This is a genomic window from Promicromonospora sp. NPDC060204 (genome assembly GCF_042728455.1).
In the GTDB taxonomy this organism is placed as follows: Bacteria; Actinomycetota; Actinomycetes; order Actinomycetales; family Cellulomonadaceae; genus Promicromonospora.
Map to the genome: position 1 here is coordinate 1 of NZ_JBHWZO010000169.1, position 13,490 is coordinate 13,490.

A 13,490-nucleotide genomic window follows, 5' to 3' on the forward strand; every position below is an offset into this window, starting at 1 on the left:
GTGCACAACTCCCCTTTGAGGCCCGGGTTTCTCCTCTTTGGGGCAGTCCAAAGAGGAGAAACTCGGGCCTCAAAGGGGAGGTCGGCCGGGCGCATCCGGGTCACGACGAAGGGACGCCGGCGTCAGCGGACCCGGACGCCGGCGTCAGCGGGCCGGGACGCCGACCAGCTCCGCCGAACGGTCCCAGAGCCGCCGCGCCAGGTCGGCGTCCTGGGCCTGCGGGTGGGTGCGGCGGGCGACCCGGCCGCGCTCGTAGTACGCGCCGGACTGCCAGTTGACGCCAGGCTCGGTCTGCGCGAACCGGACCAGCTGCGCGGCGCCCCGCTCGGGCGATGCCATGACCAGCTTGCCGATCCGGCTCCGGTACAGGGGCCGCATGAAGCTGGTGCTCTCGGCGGCGAAGTTCGTCGCGACACCGCCCGGGTGGAACGCGACCGCCGACAGGCCCTGCCCGTGGAACCGCCGGTGCAGCTCGGCGGTGAACAGGATGTTCTCGAGCTTGGCCGTGCCGTAGGCGAGGTGGGGCGTGAAGTCCCGGTCGTGGTCCAGGTCGTCCAGGTCGAGGTGGCCGAACACCCGCGCGCCCACGCTCGACGTCTGGACGACGGCGGCGCGGCTCGCCAGGAGCGTGTCGAGCAGCAGGTTCGTGAGCAGGAAGGGCGCCAGGTGGTTGACCTGGAGCGTCGGCTCGAAGCCGTCCTCGGTCTTGGTGCGGTCGCCCAGGATGCCGCCCGCGTTGTTGGCCAGGACGTCGATCCGGGGGTAGGCGGCGCCGAGCTCCGCGGCCAGCCGGCGCACGTCGGCGAGCCGGGCGAAGTCCGCCACGAAGTGATCGGCGCCCAACGGGCGGGCGACCTGTTCGGTCTTCTCCGGCGAGCGTCCGACGACGGCGACGCGGTGGCCGGCCTCGGACAGCAGGCGCGCGGCCGCCGCGCCGATCCCGTCGCTGGCACCGGTGATCACGATGGTCCTGCGGGCGGATTCGTCCATGGGAAAAGCATGCGCCGGCACGCCGGCCTGCCGGAACTGCCGCGCCGGGGCGCCGTCCCGGGCGCTGATCTCGAACAAGTTTTCCGGGTGCGAATAGCCTTCTGACCTGCGCTTTTCACCCTGACTAAATGTATATGAATGCGAAAAGCCGGATAAACCAGTTGTAGGAAATGTTCAGCGTGTTCACACTCGATGTCGGGTTGCTGCCCAGCGGCCCGGCTCCTCAGGAAACACACCAACACGGGGGTTGGCGATGTCCGAGGCACGTGCGCACCACCTTGTCAGCACCTGGTTGCTCCGGCGTTGGTTGGCGCTGGCAGTAGCCGTCGGCTTTTCGGCGTCGCTGTTGATCGCCGTGGCGCCGCAGCAGCAGGCCGAGGCGGCCGCGGAGCCGCAGGCCGCTTCGCCGGGGCAGGGCCCGGCCGACCGGGCGATGCCGGACGGGGTGCGGCGGTCCACCGCCTACGCCGAGGACGAACGACCGCCGGTGGTGCCGGAGGCCGTGCGGGCCGGCGGCGAGCCCGCCGAGGTGACGGCGACGGCGTGGCGAGCACTGACGACACCCACCGCGACGAGCACAGCCACGAGCACCGCCACGAGCACAGCCACGGGCGTGCGCCCGAGCGCCGCCGCGGCGGGCTTCTCGGAGATCGACCTGCGCCCGGGCTTCCTGCTCGGCGACACCTCGCTGGTCCTGTACTTCGACAGCGGCGACGTCGACCCCGACTGGGCCGCCGCCGTCGTGCGGCTGTACGAGGGGGACGACCAGACCGAGCAGGAGTCGGTGCGGCTGAGCCGCGCGGAGCTGGAGGGCCCGCGGTTCTGCGGCGGCGCGGAGTTCTGCCGCAGCTTCGGCGCCCAGGACGGCTGGGAGCTCGACGAGGACAAGAACTACTTCGTGACGGTCGCGGCGGTGCTGCCGGGCGGCGACGAGGTGGTGTCGGACCCGTCGGGCGACTCCCGGCCGCGCGCGACGATCCTGCCGCCGGCCATCCCCGACGACCAGGCGGCCGGCTGCGGGTGCGGGAACGCACTGGCCCCCACCGCCGTCGGGCAGGCGAAGCGCGGTGTGGGCGTCAACACGGGCACCGGCGCGTTCGTGCGGGTCGAGCGCGACCTGCAGATGGCGTCGTTCGGCATCCCGTTCGCCAGCGCCCGCACCTACTCGTCGGCGAACAACCGCCAGGGGCCGTTCGGCGTGGGCTGGGCGTGGTCGTACGACATGCGCGTCACGCAGACGGACGACGGCGTCATCGTGCGCGCCGAGGACGGCGCCGAGGCGCTCTACACCCCTGACGGCGACGGGTACACGCGCCCGCCGGGCGTGCGGTCGAACCTCCGTAAGGACGGCGACGGCTGGGCGCTGGTCACCCCCGGCCAGGTGCGGTACCAGTTCGACGCCGCGGGCCGGCTCTCGGCCGTGCTCAGCCCGCGCGACGACGGCGTGCGCCTGGCCTACGTCGAGGTCGATGACCACGGCCACGACGGGGACGTGGACCGCGACGAGGTCCGGATCACCGACGCGTCGGGTCGCACCGCCGTCGCGCACCTCGCCGACGGGCTGATCGAGAAGATGGTGCTGCCCGACCGCCGTCAGGTGCGCTTCGAGTACGCCGACGGCCTGCTCAGCAAGGTCAAGGACGCCCGCGGGAACGTGTGGGCGTACCGGTACGACGCCGAGGGCCGGCTGGCCCAGGTCGTCGACCCGCACGACGTCGTCGCGGTGCACAACGAGTACGGCACCGGCGGGCGCGTCGTCGCCCAGCGCGACGGGGTGGGCGCCGAGATGACGTTCGCCTGGGACGCGGGCAAGCAGGAGGCGCGCAGCACCGACGCCGACGACGTCTCCGTGTACGACGGCTACCGCGGCAACGTGCTGCTCTACAGCCAGCGCAGCACCGGCGACGCCGACAACCACCGGTACAACGCGCGGCTGGACCGCAACCTCGTGGTCAACGGCAACCAGTACCAGCACGTGGTCCGGTTCGACGCGCAGGGCAACCCCACGCAGGCCGTGGCGCCGCAGGGCTTCGACGAGAAGACCAAGTACGACGACCGGAACAACCCGATCGAGTTCACCGACGCGAACGGGAACGTCTGGAAGAACACGTACAACGAGTTCGACGAGCTGGTGCGCAGCGTCGACGCCGAGGGCAACGACATCACGCACGAGTACGACGACCGCGGCCTGCGCACGTCCACGACGGACCAGCGGGACAAGGTCACGCGCTACGAGTACCGGCCGGACGGCGAGGAGAACGCGGGGCTGCTGTCCGCCGTCGTCTCGCCGGAGGGTCGGCGCAGCGAGCTTTTCTACGACAAGACGGGGCGCCAGGTGGCGCAGACCGACCCGCGCGGCACCGCGGACCCGCGCGACCGGCGGCGCTACACGACCGAGACCCGCTACGACGAGCAGGACCGCGTGGTCGAGGTCGACGAGCCGGGCAAGACCCGCGGCTGGCGGTCGGTGTACGACGACGTCGGCCGGCTCGCGCGCGAGATCTCGCCCGAGGGCGTGGTCAGCACGTACAGCTACCTCGACAACGGCCTCCAGTCGAAGGTCGAGGCGGGCGGCCGGGTGCTCGTGTTCGAGTACACGGCGGCGGGACGGCGCAAGTCCGAGGGCGTGCGGATGCGGGGCGACGACCTGACGACGTCGTACACGTACGACGCGAAGGGCCTGGTCAAGACCGTCACCTCGCCGCGCGGCAACGTGCCGGGCGCGAACCGGGCGGACTTCACCACGGAGTACTTCTACGACGCCAACGACAACCCGGTCCGGATGCGCATGCCGTACCCGGGCGGCGAGCACGTGGACCGCGACATCAAGGTCGATGCCCTGGACCGGACGACGGCCTCGATCAACGAGCTGAACAAGACCTCCAGCTTCGAGCGGAGCAACACCGGCCAGGTGAGCTCCGTGACGGACACCAAGGGCCGTACCACCACGATGGGGTACGACAAGAACGGCCGGCAGACCAAGCGCACCGACGCCGGCGACAAGACGACCCGCACCGAGTACGACGCGGCGGGCAACAAGATCAAGGAGATCTCGCCGGTCGGCGGCGTCACGACGTACGCGTACACGGACGACGGGCTGCTGGCGTCGGTCACGGAGCCGCGCGGCAACGTCGACGGCGCCGACAAGGCGCGCTTCACCACCCGCTACGAGTACGATATGGCGGGCAACCGGGTGCGCGAGATCGACCCGCTCGGCAACACGACGTCGACCACCTACGACGAGAACAGCCGCCCGACCGAGGTGACCGACGCGCGCGGCGGCACCACCTACGTGGCCTACCGCGACGACGACCAGGTGAGCCACGTGCGCCAGCCGGACGCGCCGCGGCTGCCGCTGTTCTCGCAGGCGTTCGCGACCGTGCTCGCCTACGACGACGACGGCCGCGTGGTCGGTGTGCGCGACCCGCAGGGCGGGCGCACGCACGTCACCTACGACGAGGCCGGGCGTCCCCAGGCCACCACCGACCCGCTGGGCCGCACCACGCACGTGGGGTACGACGCCGAGTCGAACGCCGTCTCGTCCATCACGACCGACCGGCGCGAGGACCTGGACGACCTGAGCGACGCCGAGCGGGCGGAGCGCACCATCACGTCGGTGTACGACCTGCGCAGCCGTCTGACCAGCCAGCAGGTCGGCTCCGGCGGGCCCGGGTACACGTACGGCTACGACGCGAAGGACCGGACGACGTCGTACGGCGACCCGCTGGGCGTGCGCACGGTGACGTACGACGACGAGGACCAGATCACCAAGGTGGTCCGCGAGGAGGCGAACCAGGCCGCCGAGACCTTCACCTACGGGTACGACCAGCGCGGCAACATCACCGACCGCACCTACCCCGACGGCACGAAGATCACCTCGACGTACGACGACGACTCGCGGCTCGCCTCCACGACGGCGGCCGGCGGCTCGGCGGGCGCGGCCAGCGCCCGCTGGGAGTACGCCTACGACATCGCCGGACGCCGGACGGCTACGACGCTGCCGGCGGGTACGGGCCTCACCGAGGAACGCGCCTACGACGACGCCGGCCGGCTCACCTCGATCGGGACCGAGCGCACCGGGGACCCGGTCGACGGCGTGCAGGACCCGGTGTCCGCATTCGACCTGACGCTCGACGAGGTCGGCAACCCGACGAAGGTCATGACGACGCGCGGCGGCGTCACCGAGGGGGTCGCCTACGCCTACGACGACGCGAACCGGGTGACGGACGCCTGCTACGCGGCGCACGAGTGCGACCCCAAGAGCAAGGCCGCGGGCCGGATCTCGTACGAGTACGACCTGCTGGGCAACCGGACCGAGCAGAAGCGGACCGGTTCGGCGGGCGACGACCTGACGCGGTACACCTACGACCACGCGAGCCAGCTGCTGCGCGAGGTCACGTTCGGCAAGGACGACGGCCGGCCGAAGGTCGAGCGCAAGGAGTACGGCTACGACCTGCTGGGCAACCAGACGCGCGCCGGCGACGACCGGCTCGAGTACAACCTGGACAGCACGCTGGCCCGCGCGACCGTGGGCGGGGTGCGGACCAACTACACCTACGACGCGACGCGCATGCGGCTGGACGCGATCACAGGGGTGGGCGCGGGCGCGAAGACGCGGCACTGGTCGTGGGACGTCAACGGGTCGCTGGAGAACATCGCCGTCGACACCCTGACGGACGTGAACGGCGTGGTGCAGGGCCGGCAGGCCTTCGCGTACGGGCCCACGGACGAGCCGCTCGCGCTGCTGGAGACGCAGGGCGGGGCGCACGTCTACACGCACGACTGGCTGGGCGGCGTGGCGAACATGCTCTCGGCCGACGGGCAGGTCGAGGAGGGGTACGACTACGACCCGTTCGGCAACCCGCGGCAGGGGACGACGCTGGCGGGGTCCGTCGCCCAGGCGGCCGGGGGTGCTTCCGGCGAGGACGGTGCCGGCTCGGCTGACGATGCCTCGGGCGACGGGGCCTCGGCTGACGGCGCGACGCTGACCGGCGTCGGGCCGCTGGCGGATGCCCAGCCCGGCGACACGATCAAGAACCCGATGCGGTTCGCCGGCGCGTACCTCGACCCGACCACGGGCGAGGGCAACTACGCGATGCGGGCACGGAACTACGACCCGGGCACGGGACGGTTCTCGTCGATGGACCCGGCGGGGGCGCAGCCGATCGGGTCGTCGCCGTACGCGTACGCGGGCAACAACCCGATGGTGTTCACGGACCCGACGGGCGAGCGGGAGATCGAGGGCCCGACGGGCGGCGGCACCACGGAGAGCCCGACCGGCGCGGACACGACGTCCAACCCGAACGACCCCGGCGCGGAGGTCGAGGGGCCGAGCGCCGAGGACGTGGCCAAGGCCCAGCAGCTCCAGGGCAAGTCGATGCTCGACGTCATCCTGGAGGCCGGCGGGCAGATCCTCATGGAGTTCCTGGGGATCAACGACCTGATGAACTGCCTGAACGGCGACCTCGGCGCGTGCGTGATGCTCGTCGTCGGCGCGCTGCCCTGGGGCAAGATCTTCAAGGCCGCGAAGATCGGCGAGGCCATCTACAAGGCCGGCAAGGCCGTGCTGACCTTCTCCAGCGAGCTGAAGTGGGCGCAGACGATCCTGTCTGGCGCCAAGAAGGCGAAACAGGCTGCGGAAGCCGCGAAGGCGGCGGCTGCTAAGGCGGCCCGGGAGGCGGCCGCGAAGGCGGCCAAGGCGAAGGCTGCGGCGGACGCGAAGGTGAAACAGCTCGCGGCTCAGGCGAAGGCCAAGGCACGTGCTGATGCCGCGAAGAAGAAGGCTGACACCACCGGTAAGGGCGACTCGGCAAAGGCAGACGAACCGTTGAGCTGCAAGACCACCAACAGTTTCTTGCCGGGCACCTTGGTTCTTCTTGCAAACGGGAATCGTAAGCCAATTGAGGACATCGAGCCTGGCGACGAGGTGCTTGCAGGCGATGAGGACACCGGCGATCGCTCGGGCGGACAGCTGGTCACTGCTCACATTACGGGTAGCGGCGAGAAGACTCTGGTCAGCGTCGCCGTTCAGGATCATGATGGCGACAAGCACAAGATCGTCGCAACTGACGGCCACCCGTTCTGGAACCCACAGAAGGGGGCCTGGGTTGAGGCTGCAGACCTGCGCTCCGGGCAGTGGCTCAAGACGAGTTCGGGCACCTGGGCGCAAGTCTTTGACGTCCAGGTTCAGCGCAAGCCTGCAGTCGTTCATAACCTGACAGTTGACCTAGATCGAACCTATTACGTACTGGCCGGTGACACGGCGGTCCTGGTTCACAACTGCGGTCCGGGGACCGTGTCGGACGATGTGATGAATACTCATATCCTTCCGAGGCACGATGCAAACCATGCGGACGCGTGGCGATGGGAGGAGAAGTCCAAGTTCCAGGACTGGGTCACGCCGAGCCACATTCGCAACTGGTCGAAGCTCGCGATGAGGAAGCCGATGGACAACATGAACCTCGGCACAGGCGCCGCGCATCGGCATGTGCTCACCATCAGGAGCCGCCACGCGATCGGATACGACGTAGATGGCAACGACTTGTTCTCTGTTGCGGTCTGGGTGCGAGGCGGTGTGGTCGAGAGTGTTCACCCGAACTGAAGAGACGACGCATGATCAATGTTCAGGTACGCAGAGGCAGCGGCGAGATCATTCGGCGAGGAGATTGCAGGCTGGACTGGTTGACGACGATCCAAGAGATAGACGAGGGTGAGTTCCCGTTTCTGGCTGGACTACTCCCATACGCCGACACCATGTTCAACTCGCGGCAGGCTTCGTGGCTGCGACGAGAGGTTTCCGATCCATTGGTTCGTCAGATTGTCGGGCGCGAATCGGCGGCTGAGATCGAAGAACTGTGCCAACAGGTCGAGAGCGGCTCTCATCTCTATCTGTGGTTTGTCGGAGACTAGTACCAGTCCTCTTCGGCGGGCGAGCTACGCCACCTCGACGTGCTTGCGGGCCGCCTCCACGAAACTGAAGATGCTCGCCTTGGCCGCGTCGCGGGCGTCGTTGAGCTTCTCGGCCGGGAGGTCGGACGTGAGCAGGTCGATGTCGTCCATCGCCTGCTGGCCCAGGTCGATGAGCTCCTTGGACTCCGTCACCAGCTGGACCCGGAAGAGTGCTTCGAGCGCGTTCGTGCGCATCCGGTAGCTCTCGTACCTGAGCGCTTCGGGGTCGCCGGCGCGCTCCCGGTGCTCGGCGAACCAGCGGTCGATCTGGGCCCGGCGCAGGTTGACCAGCGCGCCGCCGAACGTCGTGTACGCGCTCACCCGTTCCTGGCGCAGGCGTTCGCCGCGTTCGAAGCGCTCCGCGTCGGCGCGGTTGCGGCGCTGGAAGTAGTGGGTCGCGAGCGAGCCGAGCAGGGTTCCGAGGACGGCGACGACGCTGGTCACGATGATCTCCACGGCCCGAAGCCAACCATGCCGGCGCGCGGCGGGGAAGGGAATGGGAGCGGGCCCGGGCGGGTTCCGTCAGGCATGGAGCTGCAGGTGGTGCTGCCCGACGAGTCCCCGGCGATGCCGGCGCGGACGCTGGTCGACCTGGCGCAGAGAGCGGAGGGGCTCGGGTACACGACTGCCTGGCTGCCCGACCACGTGCTGCCGCCCGGGCCGTACGGGGCGACGTTCGGCGGCGTGTACGAGCCGCTGGTGACCATCGGGCACCTCACCGCGGTCACGGAACGCCTGCGGTTCGGCACGTCCGTGCTGGTCGTGCCGCTGCGCGACCCGTTCGTGCTCGCCAAGCAGGTCGCGACCCTGCACCAGCTCTCCGGCGGCCGCGTGGTCCTGGGCGTCGGTGTGGGCTGGAACGTCCCGGAGTTCGACGCCGTGGGCGCCGACCACTCCCGGCGCGGCGCCGTCACCGACGACTCGCTGGCCCTGCTGCGGCACCTGTTCACGGGTGGGCCGGCGCCGTACGAGGGGCGGCGCTTCTCCTACGAGCAGGGCGTGTTCGAGCCGGTGCCCGACGGGCCCGTGCCGATCATGGTGGGCGGGAACAGCGACGCCGCGCTGCGGCGCGCGGCCCGGTACGGCGACGTCTGGCAGGGCCTGCCCGCGAGCCCGGCCGCGTTCGCCGAGCGGGCCGCGGCGCTCGCCGAGCTGGCAGGCGGCCGCGCCGTCGCGCCCGCCCTCCGGATCGGCTGGGACGGGCGGACGCCGGTCGGGCAGGTCGCCGACGCCGTCGTCGCCTACCGCGAGGCCGGGGCCGCCCAGCTCGCCGTGCACTTCGGGGAGCACGAGGGCACCGCGGAGCGGATGACGGCACTCGTCGACGCCCTGGCCACTCGCTGACGGATACGCGCTGACCGCTAAGCGCTGACCGCTACGCGCCGAGCGGCGCCTCCAGCCGGTCCAGGGCCGCCACGACGAGCGCCGTCACGCCCGTCTCCAGGGTCGGGTGCGGCACGGGCGCGAACCGGGGGGAGTGGTTGGACGGGATGTCCCGGTCCGTCGTGCCCGCCTGCTCCGCCGCGAAGAACGCGGCCGGGTCCCAGCCGCCGAGCAGCCAGTAGACCAGCGGGACGCCGACGGCGGTGGCGAGCACGCTGACGTCCTCGCTGCCCGACACCGCGCCCGGGTCGATGACCCGCTCGGCGCCGAACTGGGCGGCCAGGGCCGCGCGCGTGCGCTCGGTCTCGGCCGGGTCGTTGTACAGCGGCGGGAACGACTCGCCGGGTGTGATCCGCGGGGGCTGCGGCGCGCCGGCAGCGGCGGACTCGGCGTGCACGATCCGGTCGATCGCGCCCAGCACGCGGGTCCGCACGGCCTCGTCGAACGACCGGATGTTCACGCCGAGGCTGGCCTCGTCCGGGATGATGTTGTCCTTGGTGCCCGCCTGGAGGCGGCCCACCGTGACGACGGCGGCGTCGCCGGCCGCGACCTCGCGCGAGACGATCGTCTGCAGCTTCAGCACCGTGGACGCCGCCATCACGACCGGGTCCACCGTGGCCTCCGGCCGCGAGCCGTGGCCGCCCCGGCCGATCAGCCGGATGTCCAGGATGTCGGTGCCCGCGAACGCCGGCCCGGCGTGCAGCCCGAGCAGGCCCGCCGCGACGGGTGCCACGTGCTGCCCCAGCACGATGTCGGGGCGGGGCACGAGGTCGTACAGCCCGTCGTCGACCATGGCGCGGGCGCCCGTGCCGAGCTCCTCCGCCGGCTGGAAGACGACCACCAGCGTGCCCGACCACGCGGACCGGCCCTGCGCCAGCACGTCGGCCGCGCCGAGCAGGGCGGTGACGTGCACGTCGTGCCCGCACGCGTGCATGACGCCCGACTCGACGCCCTCCGCCGTCGTGGTGCGGACGGTGCTGGCATACGGCAGCCCGGTGTCCTCCGTGACCGGCAGGGCGTCCATGTCGGCGCGCAGCAGCACGCACGGGCCGTCGCCGTTGGTCAGCACGCCCGCGACGCCGGTCCCGCCGACGCCGGCGTGCACCACGTACCCGGCCGCCGCGAGGCGCTCGGCGACCAGGGCCGCCGTGCGGGTCTCCTCGTACGACAGCTCCGGGTGCTCGTGCAGGTCCACGTAGATCTCGCGCAGGCCCGGCAGCAGTGCCGGCAACGGCGCGAGGACGGCGTCGACGTCGGGCCGGGCGGCGGGCACGGAGTTCGACGGAGCGCCCGGCAGCGCTTCCGGCTGTGCTTCCGGTGGGGCGTCCGGCTGTGCAGGGGGAACGGTCATGCGCCCCACCCTCGCACCGCCGTGCCGGATCCGCGCTGCGACCGGGCAGTGCGGCGCCAACGACCGCGCGACAACTCCCGGGGCGGCTGAGAGGCTGGAGCGGGCCCAGGCGTGTGGCCAGGGCGGAGAGGGTTCCATGAGAGGCAGAGTCACGCCGCGCGCCGGCTGGTCCACCGCCCTTGCCGCGCTGCTCGCGCTCGGCGGCACGGGCGCAGTCGCCCCGGCCGCGGTGTCCGCGGCCCCGATACCGGCGGCCCCCGCTCCCGCCGCCGTCGTGCCCGCCGCCGTGCCCGCCGCCGTCCCCGCGCCCGCCCCCGGCGAGTCCGTGGTGACCGTCGCGGTGGGCGCCGACCGGACCGGGACGCGGACCGTCTCGCCGCTCGCCGGCGTCACGCTCGGCCTGTTCGCCACCGCGGACGCGGCCGACCCCGTGGACCCGGACTGGGGTCTGTGCACCTCCGACGCCGACGGCGACTGCAGCTTCGTGGTGCCCGATACCGCGACCGGCGGCGCGAACGCCGGCGCGCAGTGGTGGGTGCGGCAGGTCGACGCGCCGTCCGGCTGGTTCACCAACCCCACCCTGCGGACGGGACCCGGCTCCGGCTCGGGCTCGGTCGAGAGCCCGTACGTCTTCCAGACGCCGGCGCTCGCGGGCGGCGCGACGTACTCGTCCGAGTCCGAGTTCATGTTCGGGACCGCCGGCAGCGGCCGTCCCGTGACCGACTCCGAGGGCGTCTGGCAGCAGTCCCGGTCCAACCCGCCCCTGCCCGAGCAGTGCGGGCTGGACGTCGCGCTCGTGCTCGACCTCTCGTCCTCGGTGAGCTCGAGCGAGCTCGTGGCGCTCAAGGGCGCGGCGAACACCTTCACCGACGCGCTGGTGGGTACGCCGTCGCGGATGGCCGTGTTCTCGTTCGACGGCAGCTCGCCGAGCACCAGCGTCGGCGCGAACTTCCCGGACCTGATGAACGTGGCGACGCAGGCCGGCGCCGACGACTTCAAGGACACCTACGCCGGCTGGACAACCGGCAGCGGCACCAACTGGGACCGCGGGCTGTGGGCGGTCGCCGACGCCGCGCCGAGCTACGAGCTGGCCGTGGTGATCACCGACGGCAACCCCACCCGGTTCAGCGCCGACCCGCTCCTGGGTACCGGCGGCACCACGCACTTCCGCGACGTCGAGAACGGCATCTACTCGGCCAACGCGATCAAGGGCGAGGGCTCGCGGCTGGTCGCCCTCGGCGTGGGCGACGGCGTGGACGACGTCACGCAGCTCAACCTGCGCGCGCTGTCCGGGCCCACCCTGTTCGACGGCACGAACGTGCTGGAGGCGGACTACTTCGACGCCGACGACTACGCCGAGGCGGGGGCGGCGCTCCAGGACCTCGCGCTGTCGCAGTGCCAGGGGTCGGTCAGCGTCTTCAAGGAGATCGTGCCCGCGCAGAACACGGGCGACGACGTCAGCGGCTCCGTCCCGGCGGGCGCGGGCTGGGTCTTCGACGCGAGCGCGGCGGCCCCTGGCGTCACCGTGGACCCGGCCACCGCGACCACCGCCGACGACGGCACCGGCGGCGTGAACTTCGACCTGGAGTACCCCACCGGCACGCTGACCTCCGACGTGACCGTGGCCGAGACACAGCAGCCCGGCTACGAGCTGGTCACCCCGGGTGGCCAGAACGCGGTGTGCGTCAACCGGACGACGGGCGACCCGGTGGACGTCACGAACGTCGACGACGCGGCGCGGCCGGGCTTCGTCGTCGACCTGCCCGCGACGGCGCTCGTCTCCTGCACCGTCTACAACCGGCCGTCGGCGGGCATCGTCGTGGACAAGGAGTGGGTGATCGACGGGGAGGCGTACGCCGACGGCGAGCAGCCCGCGGGCTTCTCGGCCGACGCGACGCTGACCGGCCCGGCCGGGGCCGCCGCCACCGCGCAGCCGTGGGGCGAGGCGCGCGTGGGCTACGACGTGGACGAGGCCGTCACCGTCGACGAGGCGGCCGCCCTGCCGCCGGGATGCACCGCCGGGTCGGCCGAGGTCACCTCGGTCGACGGCGATCCGCTCGACGATCCGGCCGCCCTGCCGTACGAGACGACCGCCGGCCTGCCGTTCCGCGAGGTCGTCGTGACCAACACGGTCACGTGCCCCACGTTCCTCACGCTCGTCAAGACGGTTGTGAACGACGACGACGGGACGGCGGAGCCGGCCGACTTCGAGCTCGACGCCGCCGGCCCGACCCCCGTCACGGGTCCGGGCGGCTCGGTGGACGTGACCGATGTCGAGGTGGACCCGGGCGACTACGTCCTGTCCGAGTCCGGCCCCGACGGGTACACGAGCACCGGGTGGACCTGCGTCGACGGCGCGGACGAGCCCGTCGCGGTCGACGGCGGCACCGTGACGCTGGCGGCGGGCACCAGCACGACGTGCACGATCGTGAACGACGACGAGGCGTCGGGCCCCACGCCCACACCGACCCCGACGCCCACACCCACGCCCGAACCGACCGCGTCCCCGAGCCCACCGCCGGGCGGCGGCCCGGGTGACGGTTCGGGCGGCGGGACAGGAGGCTCGGACGGCTCCGGCACCGGCGCGAGCAACGCCGGCGGAGGACTCGCCGCGACCGGCGCCGACGTCACCGCCCTGCTGGGCCTGACGGTCGTCCTCCTGGCCTGCGGCTGGGCGCTGATCAGGACGGCCCGCCGCCGGGCGGCGACCGTCCGCCAGAGCACCGGGACGGACAGAACACCGGGTGATCGGTAGAAAGGCCAGTGGTCGGAAGGACGTCGGGTGATCGGCAGCCCGAGCTGCCGATCCCCAGATGTC

General features: G+C 71.8%; 7 protein-coding genes. 4 read left to right on the plus strand and 3 right to left on the minus strand.

Annotated features, from left to right (window positions below; all coding sequences use genetic code 11):
* Positions 1–144 precede the first annotated feature (144 nt).
* Complete coding sequence (locus ACFWEJ_RS19615) at positions 145–990, minus strand: SDR family NAD(P)-dependent oxidoreductase (RefSeq protein WP_377230873.1); 846 nt, start codon at positions 988–990, stop codon at positions 145–147.
* 355 nt (positions 991–1,345) lie between these two features.
* Between ACFWEJ_RS19615 and ACFWEJ_RS19620 the strand changes: the two genes are divergently transcribed.
* Together ACFWEJ_RS19620 and ACFWEJ_RS19625 are read left to right on the plus strand one after the other, a co-directional pair.
* A complete protein-coding gene (locus ACFWEJ_RS19620) occupies positions 1,346–7,591 on the plus strand; it encodes a polymorphic toxin-type HINT domain-containing protein (protein WP_377230878.1) in 6,246 nt (2,081 codons plus the stop codon).
* Positions 7,592–7,602: 11 nt separating this feature from the next.
* Positions 7,603–7,899 (plus strand): hypothetical protein, encoded by a 297-nt coding sequence (locus tag ACFWEJ_RS19625; protein WP_377230874.1) that lies wholly within the window; start codon positions 7,603–7,605, stop codon positions 7,897–7,899.
* Positions 7,900–7,923: 24 nt separating this feature from the next.
* On the opposite strand, the gene ACFWEJ_RS19630 is transcribed toward ACFWEJ_RS19625, so the two are convergent.
* Positions 7,924–8,394 (minus strand): hypothetical protein, encoded by a 471-nt coding sequence (locus ACFWEJ_RS19630; RefSeq protein ID WP_377230875.1) that lies wholly within the window; start codon positions 8,392–8,394, stop codon positions 7,924–7,926.
* A gap of 72 nt (positions 8,395–8,466) precedes the next feature.
* Here ACFWEJ_RS19630 and ACFWEJ_RS19635 point away from each other — a divergent pair, with 72 nt between their 5' ends.
* Positions 8,467–9,282 (plus strand): TIGR03619 family F420-dependent LLM class oxidoreductase, encoded by an 816-nt coding sequence (locus ACFWEJ_RS19635; RefSeq protein WP_377230876.1) that lies wholly within the window; start codon positions 8,467–8,469, stop codon positions 9,280–9,282.
* Positions 9,283–9,313: 31 nt separating this feature from the next.
* Here ACFWEJ_RS19635 and ACFWEJ_RS19640 read toward each other — a convergent pair whose 3' ends face one another.
* A complete protein-coding gene (locus ACFWEJ_RS19640) occupies positions 9,314–10,543 on the minus strand; it encodes an amidohydrolase (RefSeq protein ID WP_377230879.1) in 1,230 nt (409 codons plus the stop codon).
* A gap of 265 nt (positions 10,544–10,808) precedes the next feature.
* Between ACFWEJ_RS19640 and ACFWEJ_RS19645 the strand changes: the two genes are divergently transcribed.
* Positions 10,809–13,427 (plus strand): hypothetical protein, encoded by a 2,619-nt coding sequence (locus ACFWEJ_RS19645; protein ID WP_377230877.1) that lies wholly within the window; start codon positions 10,809–10,811, stop codon positions 13,425–13,427.
* The last annotated feature ends 63 nt before the right edge of the window (positions 13,428–13,490 follow it).